Annotated in this window: 11 protein-coding genes; 9 read left to right on the top strand and 2 right to left on the bottom strand. The window is 47.5% G+C overall.

Annotated elements, in window-relative coordinates:
• Window position 1 precedes the first annotated feature (1 nt).
• Genes BMX95_RS11260 through BMX95_RS11275 form a run of 4 tightly spaced genes read left to right on the top strand, consistent with a single transcriptional unit; the run spans window position 2 to window position 8,226 of the window.
• A complete protein-coding gene (locus tag BMX95_RS11260) occupies window positions 2-2,920 on the top strand; it encodes a galactose-binding domain-containing protein (RefSeq protein WP_081204554.1) in 2,919 nt (972 codons plus the stop codon).
• 2 nt (window positions 2,921-2,922) lie between these two features.
• Window positions 2,923-4,404, top strand: coding sequence for a sialate O-acetylesterase (locus BMX95_RS11265; RefSeq protein WP_081204555.1), 1,482 nt, complete (start codon window positions 2,923-2,925; stop codon window positions 4,402-4,404).
• A complete protein-coding gene (locus tag BMX95_RS11270; RefSeq protein ID WP_081204556.1) occupies window positions 4,404-6,839 on the top strand; it encodes a glycoside hydrolase family 38 C-terminal domain-containing protein in 2,436 nt (811 codons plus the stop codon). The genes BMX95_RS11265 and BMX95_RS11270 overlap by 1 nt, the downstream gene beginning before the upstream one ends.
• Window positions 6,832-8,226, top strand: coding sequence for an SGNH/GDSL hydrolase family protein (locus tag BMX95_RS11275; protein WP_081204557.1), 1,395 nt, complete (start codon window positions 6,832-6,834; stop codon window positions 8,224-8,226). Before BMX95_RS11270 ends, BMX95_RS11275 begins: the two co-directional genes overlap by 8 nt.
• Here BMX95_RS11275 and BMX95_RS11280 read toward each other — a convergent pair.
• On the bottom strand, window positions 8,223-9,107 hold the full coding sequence (locus tag BMX95_RS11280) for a helix-turn-helix domain-containing protein (protein ID WP_081204558.1): 885 nt from the start codon (window positions 9,105-9,107) through the stop codon (window positions 8,223-8,225). The two genes, BMX95_RS11275 and BMX95_RS11280, sit on opposite strands and share 4 nt — an antisense overlap.
• A gap of 9 nt (window positions 9,108-9,116) precedes the next feature.
• A complete protein-coding gene (locus BMX95_RS11285; protein WP_165759111.1) occupies window positions 9,117-10,280 on the bottom strand; it encodes a LacI family DNA-binding transcriptional regulator in 1,164 nt (387 codons plus the stop codon).
• 196 nt (window positions 10,281-10,476) lie between these two features.
• On the opposite strand from BMX95_RS11285, the gene BMX95_RS11290 reads away from it, so the two are divergent.
• Genes BMX95_RS11290 through BMX95_RS11310 form a run of 5 tightly spaced genes read left to right on the top strand, consistent with a single transcriptional unit; the run spans window position 10,477 to window position 21,503 of the window.
• Window positions 10,477-13,611: a SusC/RagA family TonB-linked outer membrane protein gene (locus BMX95_RS11290; protein ID WP_081204560.1), complete on the top strand. Its 3,135-nt coding sequence runs from the start codon at window positions 10,477-10,479 to the stop codon at window positions 13,609-13,611.
• Window positions 13,612-13,621: 10 nt separating this feature from the next.
• Entirely contained in the window at window positions 13,622-15,109 is a 1,488-nt protein-coding gene (locus BMX95_RS11295) for a RagB/SusD family nutrient uptake outer membrane protein (RefSeq protein WP_081204561.1), read from the top strand.
• A 51-nt stretch (window positions 15,110-15,160) separates the two neighbouring features.
• Complete coding sequence (locus BMX95_RS11300; RefSeq protein ID WP_081204562.1) at window positions 15,161-17,431, top strand: FAD-dependent oxidoreductase; 2,271 nt, start codon at window positions 15,161-15,163, stop codon at window positions 17,429-17,431.
• A 7-nt stretch (window positions 17,432-17,438) separates the two neighbouring features.
• Entirely contained in the window at window positions 17,439-19,112 is a 1,674-nt protein-coding gene (locus tag BMX95_RS11305; RefSeq protein WP_081204563.1) for a sodium:solute symporter family protein, read from the top strand.
• A 6-nt stretch (window positions 19,113-19,118) separates the two neighbouring features.
• Window positions 19,119-21,503, top strand: coding sequence for a hypothetical protein (locus BMX95_RS11310; RefSeq protein ID WP_081204564.1), 2,385 nt, complete (start codon window positions 19,119-19,121; stop codon window positions 21,501-21,503).
• Window positions 21,504-21,512 lie beyond the last annotated feature (9 nt).

Here is a 21,512-nt window from a genome sequence, read left to right on the forward strand (position 1 = left end):
GATGGCTAGTTTTTATTCACGAATGGCAGGCGGTCTTTTATTATTGACCGCTTTAACAACAACAGCACAGGAAAAGACAGACCTCAATAGTTCAACCGGCATCCAATGGAAATTGACGCCGCAGGCGGAGATAGGCCGGGACAGTGTGCAGGCTTTTAAGGAGGGATATGATACGAAACGCTGGGTGCCCGCCGTAGTGCCGGGTTGTGTGTTTACTTCTTATGTGCAGGCCCGGCTGGAGAAGGACCCCAATTTCGGTGATAATATTTACCAGGTTGACCAACAAAAATACAATCGCAATTTTTGGTACAGAACGGAGTTTGCCAGTCCTGCAATGGGAGGGGGTAAAACCTGCCGGCTTCATTTCAAAGGCATCAACCGAAAGGGCGAAGTATTTTTCAACGGCGTACGAATAGGGCTGCTGGATGGATTTATGGATAGAGGCGATTTTGATGTAACGAAATTATTGTCGCCATCAGGAAAGAATGTGCTGGCAGTACTGGTTTACTGGCCGGGCAAACCCATCGCCAATCACGCCAGCCCAACCTATATTTCAAGTGATGGCTGGGATTGGATGCCCTCGGTTCCCGGTTTGTTACAAGGTATTGTAAGCGATGTGTACCTGTCGGTGACAGGTGGTGTTGTTATTTCCGATCCCTGGGTACGCACAGCGTTGCCAGCTAAAAACCAGGCTGTTTTATCGCTGAACCTGGGTTTGAATAATTTGTCTGACAAAACAGACTCCGGTGAACTGACAGCTGTTATTCAACCAGGGAATATTGTAGTTAAGCAATCCGTACATATGCGTGCCGGCGAACATGCAGCGCTGCAATTTAATGCGGCTAAGTTTTCACAGCTACAGATAAAGGACCCGTTGCTGTGGTGGCCCAATGGGTATGGCGATCCAAACTTATATTCCTGCACTATTAAATACACTTCCGGGGGGCGGGTTTCCGACAGCCAACGGGTGCAATTTGGCATTAGGAAATACAGTTACGATACAACAGGTGGTGTGCTGCATATTAAGATCAATGGAGAAAAAGTATATGTGCGTGGCGGCAACTGGGGTATGAGTGAGTACCTGCTGCGTTGCCGCGGTAGTGAATACGAGGTAAAAGTTAAACTGCATCGTGCCATGAACTTAAACATGATCCGCAACTGGATCGGTTCTGTTACCGACGACGAACTGTACGAGGCCTGTGATAAATATGGCATTATGATCTGGGATGATTTCTGGTTGAATTCGCATCCCAATTTGCCCGATGATGTTTATGCGTTCAATAAAAATGCGGTCGAGAAAATAAAGCGGTTGCGGAACCATCCTTCCATTGCCGTTTGGTGCGGCGATAATGAAGGCTATCCGTTGCCACCTTTGAATGGCTGGCTACGCGAAGATGTAACAACCTTCGATGGCGGCGATCGCTGGTACCAGCCGAATTCGCATTCCGATGCGTTGACGGGCAGCGGCCCCTGGACCAATTTTCATCCCAACTGGTACTTTACGAAATATCCGGGCGGTTTTGGCGGAAATGCCGGGTGGGGGTTTCGTACTGAAATTGGTACGGCGGTGTTCACCACCTATGAGAGCTTTAAGAAATTCATACCTGATAGTTCCGCCTGGCCCAGATCAACCATGTGGGATAAACATTTCTTTGGTAAGTCGGCTGCCAATGCAGGGCCCGATAACTACGACGCTGCGGTGAAAAGTTATGGGGTGCCAACCGGCATTGAAGATTATTGCCGCAAGGCGCAGCTGGTAAATATAGAAACGAACAAGGCTTTATACGAAGGCTGGCAGCATCATATGTGGAATGATGCCTCAGGCGTAATGACCTGGATGAGCCAGTCGGCCTACCCCTCGTTTGTTTGGCAGACCTACGATTATTATTATGACCTTACCGGCGCGTATTGGGGCGTTAAAAAAGCCTGTGAACCGCTGCATATACAATGGAGCTATGCTGATAACTCCGTGAAGGTGATCAACACCACGTTGGAAAACCACCCGGGGTTAAAAGCGGAAGCGATCATCTATGACCTCAATGGCCGGGTGCAAACAAAGTATGGTAAAACAGCAACAATAGAAGCTGCTGCTGACACCACTACTTCCTGTTTTGATCTTAACTTCAGCACCGAAAACATTGCGTATAAAAAAAGTGCTGTAGCTTCATCAGGTGCGGTGGAAGCGCCGGATGCTGCAGCCATTACAGATGGCAACAGTGGTTCCCGCTGGAGCAGTGGGTATTCAGATAACGAATGGGTATATGTTGACCTGGGTGTTGAACAAACCATAAAAACCGTGGTCCTGAATTGGGAAGCAGCCCATGCCCGCGCTTATATAATACAGGTGTCGAACGATGCAATACATTGGACAGATGTATACAGCACCAGTGAAGGCAGGGGCAGCGTTGAACAGATCTCATTGACGCCGGTAAAAGCCCGTTTTGTAAAAATGCAGGGGCTGCAACGGGCTACTGATTTTGGCTATTCGCTGTACGATCTGGAAGTATACAATACCAACCGGCCGGCCCTTACCGATGTACAGTTTATAAAACTGTTGCTCACGGATGCGCAGGGTAAAACAGTGTCTGATAACTTTTACTGGCGCAGCAATAAGCTGGCCGATTATACAGCCCTGAGTAAATTGCCGAAAGCAGCAGTAAAATATGAATCGAAGCTGGTAAACAGCAATGGCAAGGCGGTCATTGAAGTAACGGTGAGTAACCCAACTGCACCTGTTGCCTTTGCCATTCGGGTACAGGCAATAAGAACAAGCGACGGCGAGCGGCTGTTGCCTGCCCTTATGGATGATAACTATTTCACCTTGTTCAAAGGCGAACGTAAAAAGATCGAAATTGAATTTGATGCGGCCCTGTTACAGGGCGGCGGTTATAAACTAATTGTGGAACCCTATAATAAGTAGCCATGAAAAAAGTATGGATGACCTTACTGGTTGTTTGTTTTTATCCGGTAATTGCGTGTGCCAATTTGCAACTGGGCAGTGGTTTGCAGGACAGTATGGTGGTGCAGCAAAATAAACCTCTAACCATTTGGGGCAAGGCACCGGTTGGTTCAGTTGTGTCCATTCGTGCTGACTGGATGCAGACAGCTGTAACAGTAAAGACTGATGAGGATGGGAATTTCTTAGGCATAGTGACTGTTCCTGCCGTGCAACCGGGCGATTACCATCCGCATACCATCGAGGTAACAGATGGAGTTGCTTCCACTGTGTTGAATAATGTATTGATAGGGGAGTTGTGGTTGTGCAGTGGGCAATCGAACATGCAATTCAGTATGAAGGAAGTAGTGGATGCCGGCAATGAAGTAGCGGCGGCTAATTATCCCAACCTGCGATTGTTGAATGTGGGTCTGAACTTCAGCGCCACGCCGTATGATTCTTTCTCTGGCAAATGGACGGCTTGCCGTCCGGCCACGGTAAAAGATTTCAGCGGTGTTGGTTATTATTTTGGCCGTGAGCTACAACAAAGACTGGATGTGCCGGTTGGAATTATCTTCTCCGGTATTGGCGCTTCTGCCGCGCAGGCCTACGTACCGCAACCAGTGCTGGCTGCTGATACTATGTTGAACCGGGTGTACCTGCAGCCTTATTTGAACGGTCCGAAATCGAAAGAGAAAATAGATGGCGGTTTTAGTTTTGAAAAAGTAACGCGTCCGTATTTATTATACAATGCGCTTATTTATCCATTGCGGCATTTCAGCATCAGAGGTGTTTGCTGGTACCAGGGCGAAGCCAACAGAAAAGAACGTGATTGTTATACAAAACTTACACAAACGCTGATCCAGAGCTGGCGGCAGACCTTTGAGCAAAACGATCTGCCTTTCTATTATGTTCAGGTAGCGCCTTATTTCCTGGAAAAGGAAGATCCCACGCTGGCCGATTACGCCTTCTTTCGCGAAGCGCAGGAAAAAGTATCGGTATTGAACAACACCGCTATGATCACCACCATCGATGTGGGCGAGGCAAAGAACCTGCATCCGCACAACAAAAAGCCTATTGGCATAAGGTTGGCGAAAACTGCATTGAACCGTACTTACGGACAACTGAATGTTGTTTGGCGCGGGCCGCAATACCAGTACCTGGAAGTGAGTGGTAAAAAAGCCATTGTACATTTTGAACCCGGTACCACAACTGGTGGTTTGCAAACAGATGATGGCAGCGCGCCAAAGTTCTTTCTCATAGCTGGCGCCGATCAGCAATTCTATCCGGCTGAAGCCACTTTAGATGCCGATAAAGTCATTGTATGGAGTGATAAAGTGAAAAAGCCGGTGGCAGTGCGGTATGCATTTACCAATTACGCGGTCACCAGTTTACATAACGGCGAAGGCTGGCCTGTAATTCCATTCCGTACCGATAACTGGACAGAACCAACTCCAAAAACCGATTAATGAAGCAACTACTGTTTTCTATATTATTGTTTTGTGTATTGAAGGCCCCTGCCCAAACTGCCTGGTTTATCGATGGTTATCATGGCGGGATCTATGGGCATATCCCATCGTGGCAAACCAAGTTCATGGTGGAGAAGCTGGCACAATATCCCAGCTGGTTTATCAACCTGGAGCTGGAACCCGAATCGTGGGATACGATTGCCGTGCGTGATGCAGTCAACTATGCGGCATTTCAAAAACTGATCAGTGATCAGTCGGCCAATGCCCGTATTGAATATGTTAACCCGGCCTATGGACAGGCGTATATGTATAATATTGCCGGCGAAAGCGTGATCAGGCAATTTTATTATGGGATAAAAAAACTGCGGCAGCATTTTCCGGGCATACCATTCACGACCTATTCCTCGGAGGAGCCTTGCTTCACCAGCGCCTTGCCGCAAATCCTGCAGTCCTATGGGTTTAAGTATGCCTCTTTGAAAAATCCCAATACCTGCTGGGGTGGTTATACCCGTGCCTTTGGCGGAGAACTGGTAAACTGGATTGGTCCGGATGGGAGTTCGATACTTACTTCACCCCGGTATGAAGTGGAAGCTTTCAAACCCCATTCCATTTGGGAAACCATTGCCTCGGGCAACAGCAAAGAATATGTACAAAAGGCATTTGCCTATGGCATACAACACCCGGTAGGGATGTGTTTGCAGGATGCCGGCTGGTCTTTTGGCCCCTGGTTACGGGGCGCTAATGAAACCGGTAACAACGGCGTGTATGTGCCCACGAAATATACCACCTGGCGGAATTATTTCCGGAACGTCGCCGAAGGCCATGTTATTAAAGACTGGCATTTCTCCCAGGAAGATGTGCTGGTAGGACTGATGTGGGGCGCGCAGGTTTTACAACGCATCGCACAACGGGTACGGTATGCCGAGAATGCCATGCTCCAGGCAGAAAAGCTGGCCGCCATGGCAACCAGCTGGAAAGGGACAACCTGGCCGGAAAACAGCTTTAGTGAAGCCTGGCGCACTTTGTTATTGTCCCAACACCACGATTGCTGGATTGTTCCTTATAACGGAAAGAAAGACGATACCTGGGCCGACAAAGTAGTTAAATGGACGGGTTTCACCAATCATCTCAGCGACAGCATAACAACGCTGGCTACACAACAACTGTCGGGCAGGGCCGGTGATTACGTACGCGTATTCAATACCACGGCAACAGAACGTAACGAGTTGGTGCGGTATGGCGATCAGTTGTTCCGCGCCAAGGTACCGCCAATGGGTTATGTTAGCTATCAACTTAATGCCCTGCCACTGGTAAAAGGAGCTTCCTTAAACAAGCTTACCAACGGCTTGTACCAGGTAGAAACTGATCTGTATCGCATTGTAATAGACCCGGCAAAAGGCGGTACTGTTACCAGTTGGATTGCCAAACAGGTAAACAACAAAGAATTTATAGAACCAGGCAAGCGGTTGAATGAATTGCGTGGCAATTTTTACAATAAGGGCGGCATGCTGTCAAGCGCCGATAAAACAGCAGAAGTAGAAGTGTTGGAGAACGGTCCGGCAGAAGTAAAGCTGGCCATAAAGGGCAGCATAGCTGGTACTCCTTTTACGCAAACGATAAGAGTACAGCAAGGGCAGCCACGGGTAGACATCCATTTAAAAATTGATTGGAAAGACAACCCAGCCATCGGTGAATATTATGATGAACCGAAGGATACCCAGGTAAGAAAGGCATATTATGACGACCGGTTCAAACTGCTGGCCTTGTTCCCGGTAAACCTTTCTGCTCAAAGAATAGTGAAGAATGCGCCGTTCGATGTAACGCAAAGCAAACTCAGCAATACCTTTTACAATCGCTGGGATAGTATCAAAAACAATGTGCTGTTAAACTGGGTTGATGTGGAAGATGGAAAAGGGGAGTACGGCCTGGCCTTGTTCAGCGATCATACCACCACCTATACGCATGGAGAAAATTTTCCGCTGGGGTTAACCATCCAATATTCAGGCAACGGCATCTTCTACCGCAATTATACCATTGACGGACCAACCGAAATAAACTATGCCTTACTACCGCATAAGGGTAAGTGGGATGCAGCCGGTTTGTGGGCTGAAGGCACCAAATGGAATGAACCACTGATCACCACGGCAGCGGCTGATGATGGCCGGCGTTCTTTGCTGCAAACGGAACAGGGGATAGAAGTGTCTTCCGTAACAGCTGTTGACAATGCATTACAGGTACGACTCTTCAATGCCGCCGCAAAAAGTCCCGTGGTAAAGGTATACCTGGGTTTTACTGCCAGGTCTGCTGTGGAGGTAGAACTGGATGGCCGCACCATAAAGACATTCCCCATTCATACCGATAAAACCGGGCGCCGCTGGGTAGCATTACCTATGCCCCAATTTGCAATCCGAACCATAAAATTTGAACATGCATAAAAGAATCTTTCTCTCCTTACTGGCTATAGCTAGCCTGACAACTAACAGCGAGGCACAGGTACAACCGCTATCCCCCTTTCAGGCGGGCGAGCGGGCTTGTTTTGTAGGCAATAGTATTACCGAGGCCGGTTATTACGAATCGTATATCTGGCTGTATTATATGCTTCATTTTCCGGGTCGCAAAATAACTGTGTACAATTGTGGCATCGGGGGCGACCGGGCACAAAACATTTTAGGTCGCATCGAAGCCGATGTGTTTGCAAAAAAGCCTACCACCATTTGTGTGACCTTTGGCATGAACGACAGCGGCTATTTCGAATACCTGAGTGGCAATGGCGATTCAACCGGAAAGAAAAGAGCGCAGGAAAGCCAGCGCTATTTTGATACCATTTCCCTTAAGTTAAAAGCATATACCGCGGCAAAGAAAATAATGATCACTTCTTCGTTGTACGACGAAACCATGAAGAACCCCAAGAACTATTTCCCTAAGAAAAGCCTGTCAATGAATACCATTGCGGCTTTCCAGGAAAAAGCGGCGCAGGACAATCACTGGGGCTTTGTAGATTTTTTACATCCCATGACCGAGATCACGCTGCTTGAGCAACGCAAAGATTCTGCCTTTACACTCACCAGTTCCGACCGCATCCATCCCGGTAATGCTGGGCATTTTGTGATGGCCTGGTTGTTTTTAAAACAACAGGGTCTTGCCGGTAAACCGGTGGCTGATATAGCGATCGATGCCGCGGCTAAGAAAATACAACACGCTGAAAATTGCCAGCTCACATGTTTAAGTGTAACACCTGGTACCATTCAGGTAGATTACCTCGCTAATTCATTGCCTTTCCCGCAGGATACAGTTTCACGCATGTGGGAGAATCCGCAGCGGCAGGCAGATGCGTTAAAGGTGATCCCCTTTACTGAAGAAATGAACCGCGAAATGCTGACTGTGCATGGATTGAACAATGGTAATTATTCCCTGCTGATAGATGGAAAGTCCATTGGTAAATACTCAGGTGAACAACTGGGGGCTGGTATCAACCTGGCGCTGATAAAAACCACTCCGCAGTACGATCAGGCGATGACGGTGTTATTGCTGAATGAGGAGCGCATGGCAATTGAATCCAGGTTGCGTGCTTATTACTGGTTACAGTTTAATTACCTGAAAGAGATAGGCATGCAGTTTAATGATAACAAGGTGGCGATGGATTCTGTAGCTTCCAGGGCAACGCGGGATTGGGCCGTTGCATCAAAAAGAGATAACTACCGCGCGGCACGGTATGCAGCTGTGCGTGCCAGCTGGCAGCGGCAGCTAGATGCATTGGTGAATGAGATCTATACGCTCAATCAACCAAAGAAACATACGATCCGGATAGTAAAAGCAGATTAAAAAAAGAGGCGTTCGCCCACGTTGCCGTGTTTATGGCGAAAATCTTTGGGGGTAAGACCTTTTTGACGTTTAAAGGTCCTGTTGAAGTTGGAAATATTGATAAACCCACAAGCGGCGGCAATTTCTGCAATAGAATCTTTGGTGTCGATCAACAAACGGGCGGCATGACCGAGGCGGATATCGTTTAAGAAATCAACAAAGGTTACGCCCGTTTTTGTTTTAAAGAACCGGCTGAAGGCAGTCTCGGCCATATTTACCAACGTGGCCGCTTCTGCTAACCGCACCGGCCGGTTAAAATTGGCGTTCATAAACTCGATCAGTTTTTCCATACGAACACTGTCCATATAGATATAATCTGCATTGTAGATCTTCTCACCCGATAAACAACGGGCACGCGGATCAATAGACAGGTCGTTCAGGATGATCATCAGTTCTACTACTGAATCAAAACCCGTTTTATGTTCCAGTTCTTTTAACCGCGGTGCAATGCGTTGAATGGTTTCTTTGGAGAACAGGATGCCTTTGATGGATTGTTCAAACAGTTCGCGGATGGAACTGAGTTGTGTTCTTTTTAGCAGGGTTTCAGGAAACAGGTCGCGGTGAAATTGAATGGTGACCTCAAAAATTTTATCGCTCTGGCATTTGTGGGTGAACCAGGCATGCGGAATATTAGGGCCTACCAATACCAGTTCCAGGTCATCGATCTCTTCCATACTATCGCCCACCACGCGTTTAACGCCTTTGGCATTTTCAATAAAGTTCAATTCATATTCTTCATGAAAATGAAGCGGAAAATCGAATTCCGATTTGAACCTGGCAAACAACGAGAAGCAGTCCGACTTGGTCAAAGGGGGTGCTTCTTTGAGAATTGATCTGGACATACTACTAAGTTAATGAATCCGCTGAGATGAACAACGGGCTATCAGGGTGGTCTTCAGCACCGTGGTGGCGGCAATATTGTATTTAGGGTCGTTTATTTTATTCAGCAGCAGGTGTATGCAGGTTTCTGCCATCTGGGTGATCGGTTGTTCCAGCGTGGTAAGCGATGGCTCTATCACTTCAGAGCGTGAATCATTGCTGAAACCCACTATACCCAGTTCGGGGCCTACTTGTATGCCTTTCTTTTTTGCTTCAAAGATCAATTGAATGGCCGCCGGATCATTAACTGCAAAAACCGCATCGGGCCGGGGCGATCTCTCCAGTAAAGTTTGGGCGCAGTGTATTGCTCCGGCCGGGGACAGATCATGGTAAACGATCCAGTCGGGATTGTATTCCAATTTATATTTATTTAATGCATCCTTGTAACCCTGAAACCGGTTTTTGCTTATCTGCAGGTTCTCGGGGCCGCCAATATGCCCTATCTTTTTATACCCGTTATTAATAAGGTGTTCAACGCCTATAAAAGCGCCGTGGTAATCATCGGCCAGTACTTTGGGAAAACCGGGTTTGTTTTTTACGCGGTTGAACTGGATCACCGGCACCCCGGCATCTTCAAATGGCTGTAAATGTTCAAGTGATTTTGTTTCGCTGCTCAACGACAACAGGATGCCATCCACCTGATAGGCAAAAAGCCTTTTCAATACGTCCCGTTCATTGCTGAAGCTTTCGTTGCTGTGGCAGATAACCACTTCATAGCCGGCCAGGGAAGCGGCTTTTTGGGCACTGATAATAAATTGGGAAAAGAAATTGGTGATCAGTTCGGGTACTACTATTCCAATGGAATAACTTCTTCTTTTTACCAGGCTCGATGCAAAATAATTGGGCACATAATTCAGCTTCTGCGCCATTTTCAACACGGCATTCCTTGTTTCCAGGCTGATGTCTGTACTGTTTCGCAGCGCCCGGGAAACGGTGGATTTCGAAATTTTTAATTTCTGGGCAATGTCCAGTATAGTGGCATGGTGCCGGGTGCTGTTTGTTTCGGTAGCGGTGGGGGCAGCTGATTGTAACGTAAAATAATAACCACAATGTTTACAATGGTACCGTTGTTTACCCCTTACTTTTCCTGCTTTGGCAATCCCGCTTACCTCATCGCATTTGATGCATCTTATCACTGATCGGAGAGTTTTATTTGAACCTTTGTTGAAAATAATAAAAAAAACTGAATATCGGGAACGGTTCCGACATCGTTCCCGATACATGTTGTTGATGCTCAGGTTATCGGAAATAAAAATCAGCTGTAAATTGGGCATGAACTTTACATGGTTACTCCGGTAACAACCTTCTATTAGAAACAACGATTGAATGCTTATGAACAAAAGAATCCTGAACCAGCTCAGGCTGCGTCCTGTAAGTCTGATGCTACTGACCATGCTACTTTTCGGGTTTGCGGCTACCGCCCAAACGCAACCCATTAAAGGAATTATTGTCGATGAAAAAGGCCAGCCTGTTGCCGGTGCTACCATCCGGGTAAAAGGCAGCCAGGCAGTTACCACCTCCGGTGATGATGGTACTTACTCATTAAATGCACCCTCCGGCGCCTCGCTGATTATCAGCTACACCGGGTTTGAAGAAACGACCATCAATACGCAACACGACAATTACGAAAAAATTAAACTAAAACGACGCGATGCCAGTCTGGATGATGTGGTGGTGATTGGTTATGGCTCGCGTAAAAAGTCTGAAATAACCAGTGCTATCACTTCGGTAAAAGCGGCAGACCTGTTACAAACGCCGGTGGCCAACCTGGCCCAGGGTTTACAGGGCCGCGTAGCTGGTTTGCAGATCACCCAAAACAATGCGGCCCCGGGCGGCAGCATCAGCGTGCGGTTGCGCGGTACCAACTCCATCAATGGTTCCTCTGAACCACTATATATTGTAGATGGAGTGCAGCTTCAGAATTCAACCGCGCCCGGTGTTTCCGGTCCCCCTACATTGGGCAATATCAGCGGCGTAGGCGGATTCTCCAACCAGGTGAGCTCACTGTCTTTTCTTAATCCAAACGATATCGAATCTATTGAAGTATTGAAGGACGCCTCTGCCGCCGCCATTTATGGTTCACAGGCTGCCAATGGGGTGATCATTATCACTACTAAAAAAGGTAAAGCCGGTACTTCCGTCATCAGCTACGATGGGTATTATGGCGTACAGCAGGTTTCAAAAACCCTTCCTGTGCTGAATGCTACCGAGTTTGCCAAAATAGAGAACGAAACCTACAATACCAACCGGTTCCCGGATCCTGACTCGTTTGCCACCGGTACCAACTGGCAGGATGTATTATTTCGCGATGCCGCTATACAAAACCATCAGTTGAACTTTTCAGGGGGTAACGATAAAACCCAGGTATTGCTGTCATTAAACTATTTTGACCAGGAAGGCGTAGTGAAGCAATCCAGGTTTGACCGGTATGCCATCCGTTTCAACCTCGATCATACCGTAAAGAAATGGTTGAAGATAGGGACCACTACTACCTTTACCCGTTCCATCAATAACCGTATTCAGACAGGCTCTGTCAATAACGATGGCGGTGGGTTAACACAATCGCTGATCGGTGCTGCATTAAGTGCGCCGCCGGTACTTAAGCCTTACAACGACGATGGCAGTGTATATGCCTGGAAGGACCAGCCTTACGGTTCTTACTACTCTGAATTGAGAAATCCGGTGCTTGGGTTACAGGCAACAGATGTTACCCGTACCAATACCATTTTGAGTAATTTTTACCTTGATCTCACTTTATTGAAAGGATTGAAGTACCGGATGAACCTGAGTGTGAATACGAACAATGCGCTGAACGATTACTATTTCCCCACGTCTGCGTTTTCTGCAGGTGAGATCTCCCTGGCCGGAGGCCTTGGTGGCTATGGGATGAAATACAACAGCAATTTCATCAGGCTCATGCATGAAAGCATACTCACGTATGATAAAACCTTCAACGATGATCATGTGTTCAAATTCACCGGGGTGTTCAGTGCACTGGAGAACAACAATAACTATAACTACATGATCGGGTATGGCTTCATCAATGATGCCACTACCAACGAAGCCCTGCAGCTGGCGAAGAACTTTTCCATCAACTCAGGCCGAACCAAAGACGATCTGATCTCTTACCTGGGAAGGATCAACTATAATTTCAGGGGTAAGTATTATCTCGATCTCACTGCCCGTGTAGATGGCAGCAGTAAATTCGGAGAGAATAATAAGTATGGTTTCTTTCCGGCTGCATCGGTAGCCTGGAACCTTAAGCGCGAAAATTTCCTACTAGGAGTAAGGTCCATTTCCAACCTGAAATTAAGAGCAAGTTTGGGTAAAACCGGTAACCAGGCCGCTATCGATCCTTATCAGTCACTGGCAACTGTTGCCGCTGGTAACGACTACATTTTCAACAATGCGCTGGCAAAGGCAATTCTGCCAACGGGAGTTCCCAACCCCGACTTAAGATGGGAAACCTCGGTACAATCAGACATTGGGCTGGAAGCCGACCTCTTCGACAACCGCGTAAATTTTGTAATGGATGTGTACCGCAAAAAAACAACCGACCTCATCTATAAGAAAAACCTGCCGTTGTCATCAGGTTATGAAACAGTAACCGGCAATTTTGCTTCGCTGGAAAATAAGGGCATTGAGTTGTCATTGGGCGGCGACATCATCCGCAATAACGATCTGCGGTGGAATGTAAATGCCAACGTAACCATCAATCGTAATAAATTACTTCGCCTGTCTGATGATACTACGCAGGAGATCGCCATCAATAACTACAACATCCTGCGCGTAGGCAGTCCATTGGGGCTTTTCAAAACCTATGTATATGATGGTTTAATGCAGGTAGGCGATCCGCTCATTCCCGGCCAGCCGGTTACCAATCCAAGACCGGGCACCCAACGGGTAAAAGATATTACCGGCCCGGATGGCAAACCCGATGGAAAGATCACCGATGCAGACCGCGTTATCACCGGCAATGCCAATCCTAAGTTTGTATATGGGTTCTCTACCAACCTGAAATATAAGAACCTTGATTTCTCGGCTTTCTTCTCCGGAGTGCAGGGGAATAAGATCTTCAACCTGGCCCGCTGGTCGCTGGAGAATCCCGTGGGTGGCCGTAACCTGCTGGCAGGTGCTGCTGACCGGTATACACCCACCAATACAGATGGTACTTTCCAGATTGCTGCGGGCAGTCTTGGCGGACGCCTGCCTTTATCTGACCACTACCTGGAGGATGGTTCATTCCTGCGTTGTAAGAACATCTCCCTGGGTTATACCTTCCAGGTAAAAGGCATTTCAAATTTAAGGGCCTATGTAAGCGCCAATAACGTGTTCACCGTAACCAGTTATACTGGTTTCGATCCTGAAGTAGGTTCATTCGGTAATTCGAATACCCAATTTGGCGTAGATAACATTGTATACCCCGCATCCCGCTCATTCCTGATTGGCGCCCAGGTAACTTTCTAAAACGATTATCATGAAAAAGCTTCCATATATTTTAATCCTGTTCATTGGTGTTACCAGTTGTAAAAAAGCACTGGAAGAAAAGGCCTATTCCAATACCTATACCAAGGACTTTTATTCCAACGCAGCAGAAGCCGAAGCGGCCATTACGGCGGTGTATGGCAACCTGTATGGTATGTATAACAGCGGGGCGCCCTTCTTTGCTTCCGACTGGTCGGCCGATCAAACTTTTCCCCGCAATGTAGTGGGCAGAAATACGCTGACGCAATTTTCATACGATGCGCAATATTCCGTACAAAACAGCTTTGGCCGCTCGAATGAATCACCCATGGAGATCTGGAAACGGGCCTATATTGCCATCGAAAGCGCCAACTGGGTTATTGCAAAAGTTCCTGCAACGCCCATGGATCCGGTGAGAAGGGATAACATTGTAGGTGAAGCTTATTTTCTGCGGGCGTTTTTCCACTGGACGCTCACCAAAAATTTCGGCAACATTGTAGTGAAAATAAATCCAACCAATGCCATCAGCAACACCGTGGTAGGCAAAAGCTCCATCGATGATGTATATAAACAAATATTTGATGACCTCACAAAAGCAGAACAACTGTTGCCGGATTATTCGGCGTCCTTTGTAAAAGGACGGGTATCGAAACAGTCAGCCCTGCTGCTTCATGCAAAAGCGGCGCTGTACAACGAGAAGTGGGCAGATGCGTTAACGAGTGCAAAGGCGGTGATCGATTCAAAAAAGTATACACTGGTGCCTTCGTTTACCGATCTGTTTACAGCTGCGAAAAAGGACCTGGCGCGACAGGAAGTGCTGTTTGATGTAGAGTTGAACAATACCACCAACCCGGTGCGGCAATCACAGATCCATTACTTCTATGCACCCAATGGATCGTCTGACTATAACAAAGGCGGTGCAGGCGGTATCTATGTGTACAGTAAATTCTATAATTCATTTATTGCCGGGGACAAACGCAAAGACCTGCTGGCCACCAGTTATACCACCAGTGCCGGCGCTGTAGTGCAGCAGGCAAACATCGATACCCGGCTGGCCACAAAAGACCTGGTGTTGATGGGTAAATACAAAGATCCCAATTCAGTGGGCGCTTATGCCAGCAATAATATTTACCTGTTGCGTTTGGCCGATGCGTATCTCATCGCTGCAGAAGCGGAAGGGCATCAGAATGGAGCCACTGCGGCTGCGTATTCCTACATCAATGAAGTGAGAAAAAGAGCCGCCATACCTGATCTAACCGCAGGTCTTACCCAACAGGCATTTATCGATTCTACGCTGCAGGAAAGATCCTGGGAGTTTTATGGCGAAGGCGACCGTTGGTACGATCTTACGCGCACCAACAAATTCCTGACGGTGATCCCGGCTGCGGTGAATGCCGATTACCCGGTAAGAACACCCGCAGCAAAAAACAAATACTTTCCAATTCCCCAGATAGAGATCAATGCCAATACTTTGTTGGAACAAAACGATGACTGGAAATAATAACGGCAATATCATTTCATCAACCATATAAACCTTAGTAAGTATCAACGTATGATAGTGAATGAAGGCGGAAACGCGAGAAGTCTTTTTAAGGAAACGATCAATTCAGATTTTATTATTGTGGGTGGCGGCATGAGCGGCGTTTGCTGCGCCATCACGGCTGCACGGGAAGGGTTAAAAGTAACCCTTGTGCAGGACCGGCCTGTATTGGGCGGCAACGCTTCCAGTGAAATACGATTGTGGATCCTCGGCGCTACCTCGCATATGGGTAATAATAACCGGTGGGCGCGGGAAGGCGGGGTTATCGATGAAATACTGGTTGAGAACACCTATCGCAATCCTGAAGGCAACCCGGTGATCTTTGATTCCATCCTGCTGGAGAAGGTAGTGCAGGAAAAGAATATTACACTGTTCCTGAATACCGCAGTGTATGAAGTGATAAAGAACACCCCTGATTCAATAAAGGCCCTTACGGGTTATTGCAGCCAGAACCAGACCGCCTATACATTTCAGGCGCCTTTGTTTTGCGATGCATCGGGTGATGGCGTGATCGCCTTTTTATCAGGTGCCGCATTTAAAATGGGCGCTGAGTCAAGGGAGGAGTTCGGCGAACAGTTTGCCCCGTCAAAAGAATATGGGGAGTTACTGGGCCACAGTATGTACTTCTATTCAAAAGATACCGGCCAGCCTGTGGAGTTTATACCTCCTTCCTTTGCCCTGACAGATATAACTGCCATTCCCCGTTATAAAACATTTAATCTGCAGGACCAGGGTTGCAAACTCTGGTGGATCGAATATGGCGGCCGCCTCGATACCATAAAAGATACCGAGCTTATAAAGTGGGAACTGTGGCGTGTTGTTTATGGCGTTTGGAATTACATCAAGAATTCAGGCAATTTCCCTGAGGCTGCCAACTATACCCTTGAATGGGTGGGCGCCATTCCCGGCAAACGCGAAAGCCGCCGGTTTATGGGCGACTATATGCTGCGGCAGCAGGACGTTGTGCAACAGCGCCCGCAGGAAGATGCCGTTTCATTTGGCGGCTGGTCAATAGATCTGCATCCCGCTGATGGCGTCTTCAGCGAACTGCCGGGGTGTAACCAGTGGCATAGCAAAGGCATTTATGAAATCCCTTACCGTTGCCTGTATAGTAAAAACATCACCAATCTTTTTTTAACAGGTCGTATCATTAGTGCTTCGCATGTTGCTTTCGGCTCTACCAGGGTAATGGGCACATCGGCAAATAATGCGCAGGCTGTAGCCATGGCTGCTGTGCTGGCAACAGCACAACAGCTATTACCGAGGCAGGTGAATGAACAAATGAAGACCCTGCAGCAACAATTGTTAAAGAGTGGTCAGTTTATACCGGGTATAAAAAACGACGATGTCAGCGACAAGGCAACAGAAGCAACCATAACAGCTTCCAGTGAATACAAACTATCCGGCCTGCCCGAAAATGGTGAACTGTATGCACTGGATGCCGGCATGGCCCAGTTGCTGCCGGTATCGCCGGGTAAATTGCCGGTGATGCGTTTTCATTTGCAGGCCAAAGAAAAAACAGCTGTTGTCATTCACCTGGCTGTGTGCAGCAGGAAGGGAAGTTATACCCCCGACCTTGTGCTGGAAGAACGCACCATCACTTTACAGGCAGGTAAGAATTGTGTAGAGCTGGAATGGGAAACCATCATTGCCGATAACCGGTATGCTTTTGTGATCCTTAGAAAGAATCCCGGCGTATCGGCCTATTTATCCGGTACAAGAGTTACCGGTGTGTTGTCGTTGTTCCAGGCCGAGAACAAAGCTGTTTCCAACACCGGCGTACAAACGCCGCCCGAAGGCATCGGCATGGATGCCTTCGAATTCTGGACACCCAAACGCCGCCCGGAAGGACTTAACCTGGCCATTGGTTTTGCAACGCCTTTATATACCTATGCCGCAGCTAATGTACAGAATGGGTATGCCCGGCCATACCATGCGCCCAATGCCTGGGCTGCTGATCTGGCCGATGTTTCACCCCGGCTTACCTTACAGTGGGATCAGCCACGAAGCATTCAAACTATACAATTGAGTTTTGATACAGACTTCGATCATCCCATGGAATCGGTGCTGATGCGTCATCCCGAACATGTGATGCCTTTTTGTGTAAGGAATTACGCTGTATATGATGGCCAGGGTAATCTGTTGAGAAAAATAAGTGGTAATTACCAAACAAGAAATATCATTACCTTACAGGAACCGCTTGTTACTGATACCCTGGTTATTGCCTGCGAACATCCGGCGGCCCATGTGCCCGCTGCTATTTTTGAGATAAGATGCTATTAAAATATTTATGAGTAAACTGGATTTTGTTGTAATGAGTGTTTTCGCTATCCTGATGGTGATCATCGGGCTGGTATTTACTGTACAAAGCAGTAAAAGCTCAAAATCATTTTTTGAGGCAGGGGGTGCAACACCCTGGTGGATCAATGGGCTTTCACTGTTCATTTCCTATTTTTCAGCAGCCACCTTTGTGGTGTGGGGCTCTATTGCCTACAGGTACGGACTGGTATCGAATGCCATTCAATTCACCATGTGTGTGAGTGGACTGGTGACTGCCTTGTTTATTGCGGGCCGGTGGAAAAATACGGGCGCTACTACGGCAGCCGAATACCTGGGCAAACGGTTCGGCCGCACCGCTAAACAATATTACAGTTACATGGTCTTGTTGTACAGTCTGGTGAGCACGGCCGCGGTGTTATACGCTGTTGGAAAGATCGTGTACGTGGCTACACCTTTTTCACTGGAAGCCTGTATTACGGTGATCGGCATTACGATCGTTATTTATACAACAGGTGGCGGATTGTGGGGCGTACTGGCCACTGATGTAGTACAGTTTGTAATTCTCTCCGCTGCTGTGATCATCATCATACCCTTGTCGTTGTCAGACGTGGGTGGTATGTCGAACTTTTTACAGAAGGTACCCGATCGTTTTTTTGAACCGGTGAATGAAGAATACAGCATTGGGTTTATGGCAGCTTTTTTTATTTACCAGGTGGTATACATTGCTGGTAACTGGAGTTATGTGCAACGTTATACCTCGGTATCGACAAAACGCAATGCAAAAAAAGTAGCGTATCTGTTTACGGCCCTGTACCTGGTGGCGCCCATTATCTGGATGTTGCCACCCATGATCTACCGGGTAATAAATCCCGGTTTGCAGGGAACAGAAGCGGAAGGGGCGTACATGATGCTTTGTCAAAAAGTGCTGCCGGCGGGGTTGATCGGACTGGTATTGTCGGGTATGATAGCAGCTACAGCAAGCAAAGCAAATACCACTATCAATACTGCCGCCATCATTTTCGCACAGGATATCTATAAAGGAGTGTTTTTTAAACGCGCATCAGAGAAACGGACCATCCTGGTGGCCAGGTTATTTACCGTGCTTTTTGGGGCCGGCACAATATTCCTGGCCATCCTGGTCCCGGCTGCCGGGGGGATTGTAGAAGTAGTGTTAAGCACAGCCGCTATTGCAGGCGGTAGCTTATTCGGCCCGGTCATTTATTCGCTTTTCTCAAAACGACAAACCGCCACTTCATTGATCACGATCTCTGCTGTTTCTATGGTGGTAAGTCTTTTCTTCAAAATATTCGGGCCGTCTGTGCTGGGCATTACTTTATCCCGTACCATGGAAACGGTGTTAGGCGTTGGGTTCCCTTTTCTGTTATTAGTGCTATTCGAAATGTATGCGCGCGCAACAAAAAAAGAAGTGCCTTTTCTCTTGCATGTGGAAAAAGAGACAGGCGCATATACCAGTCCTGAAGCGGTCAAACAGAACCGCTTTGGCGTGCGGGTTATAGCCTGGAGCACCGCATTTGTGGGACTGGGTATTGCCATACTGGGGTATATAGCCGAAAACGGAAGAATAGCCCTGATTGTAGGTATTACCATCCTGGTGGCAGTGGCGGCCGTGCTGATAAAACAATATTCAAACACCTCCAAGGTTGAACTAAATATTTCGCAATAACGAATCATGACTGGCAGCAGCGCAAAAAGAAACTGTTTATTATCCGGGCCCTGTTGGTTGGTACTGCTGTTGCACGTATTGTGTACTACTGCTTCCGCCCAACAGCGATATTATAAAGCCGATCAGCAAATAACTTTCAAATGGCGGTACGGCTATAGTGAGTTCCCATTCCCGGCAGAAAGCACCGTGGCGCAGGAAGATGCGCAGCGGGGTACGTTTGGCTGGTACGATGGGGCACTTTGGTCGCAGGCATACAAATGGAATGACAGTACCATCTTACATGGGGTTCAGTTGCTGTTCAGAGGCGGTTCTCCTTATGCACGCGAAGTAATGTGCACCAGTGACCTGGTGCCTTATCAGGCAGCCGGTGCGCCGGTATCGTTCCTGATGCCCTTCCAATATACCATCGGCAGCGAAGAAGAACTGGCGTTCTCCTTACGAATAAAAGGCAGTACGGAAGAAACCATCGTTTGCAAATTGCATCCGAAGGCCGTTACCACCTTCACCGGTGGTTTGTTCAAGGTTTCGTTTATCACCCTGAAAGTAAGCAGTCCGGAAGGCCCCAAACCATTGGTGACCGTTACAGGTATGATGCACATCCGCGCTTATCCGCAATTGATTAATTACGGCAACAGGCTTTCTATTATATTTAGTTCTGTTACGCATCATATGGATGTAGAATCCTCACTGGTACTTGGTTCTGTTTTTAAGAATATGGCTGAGGTGGACCCTTACCAACTGGCAGATAACATAAAACTGTCGTCCGATTCAATAACCGCCGCCTGGCAACGGCATGATACGCGGTTGCGCCAATGGCGGCAAACCACCGCCCAACGCGCGGCCTCTTTATTACAAAAGGGCAGGGTAGAAGTGGCTTGTCAGGGCCCGGTACAACCAAGAGATAAAGGGGAGTTGCGCGTAATGGCGTATTCGGGCAACCCAGTCAAGGATTTTCAATATGGGCCGCCATCTTCACAAATGAAAGAAATGGCCCAGGCGGTAACAACGGTTTTGGGCAGGCATTTTTCGCTGTTCCGCTATCAGCATCATTACCTGCCCTGGAAAATGGATAAGCCTGCAGAGTTAGACTCCACCCAGTTGCCTTATCTGCAACAATGGCTTGAAGCAGCTGGCGCAGCAGCCGATACCGTGTTGCTCGATCTGCAGCTCTCACCCATAGTAAAATTATACAAGCAATACAGTCAAATGGGACAACTGCCTTTACCGGCGGCAGGCATTCCCGGGGTGGAATGGGACAAGATAAAACAGGGTTATTTAACCACTTTGATCTATGCAAAGAAGATTTGTCCGGCCTTACGTATTGTACAGATGCCGTATGAGCTGGATAATATAACCAACACAGCAGTACATGCCGATGCGCATTATCAGTTCTTCAAATGCCTGTACGAAGCAGTGGCCTCATTCAATGCGCTACAAAGAAAAGGGGATCAATTACTGATCGCAGGGTTGGGAAGTAACAATCCTACCAGTCGCCGGGATTTTATAAAAGGTTTTCTGCAGCGTTACAGTATGGACACCTCTTCCAACAAACACCTTGATTTTATAACCTGGCATACCTATCTCTTTCCCGGAAATTATCCGGCACAAATAAAAGGCGTGGCAGACAGCCTGCAACGTTTTCAACAGCGTTACCATCTTGAAAAAAGTATTCCGGTGATCGTTGATGAAATGGGGCTTGCAGAACCTTCTACCATTGAAGACCTGAGCGACCTGCAAGGCGCCATGAAGAAAGAAGCAGCCATGGCCTGTTTTACTACCGCCTTACAGGATTATTATGAAAAAGAACCGGGAACGTTTTTTCCTATCAGCGGCGCAGGCTGGCATTTCGCATTACTGACCTATGGCAAACAAAATGTATTGTCAACCTATGCCAAAGGGCTGGTGTTGCGCAGTAAACTGGGTGATGAGAAATTACCGGTGCATACAACACCAGTAGATGCAGAAGGCTGGGGTTTACATGCAGTGGCTACGAAAGAAAGAAATAAGCTCAGTGTTTTATTGTTCAGCGCCTCGCCTTCGATCTTTTATGAACAGGCAGCACCGTTGAATTATTCTGATATTGACCTGATCATAAAAGACCTGCCGGCTAGCTTCAGAAATACAAAATTGAAAATCACGCAATGGTACAGTTCGCCCGGGGACGAAGGGTATAAACAAATACTATCGCAGGAAAAGTACCAGACGTTGCCATTGACGCGTGGGGCCGACCGGTATGAAAAAGACTTCTCACCCGGGGAAGTAAAACGACTGAATGAAATAAAAACCCAGACAACCTACGTGCAATCAGGTAAAGAAAACCTTACCCTGTCTGCCGCCATCGATGCGTATGGCATGCGGCTTATTCAAATTGAACCCGTACAAGGGAAATAGAGAACCTAT

Source organism: Niastella yeongjuensis (genome assembly GCF_900110245.1).
GTDB lineage: Bacteria > Bacteroidota > Bacteroidia > Chitinophagales > Chitinophagaceae > Niastella > Niastella yeongjuensis.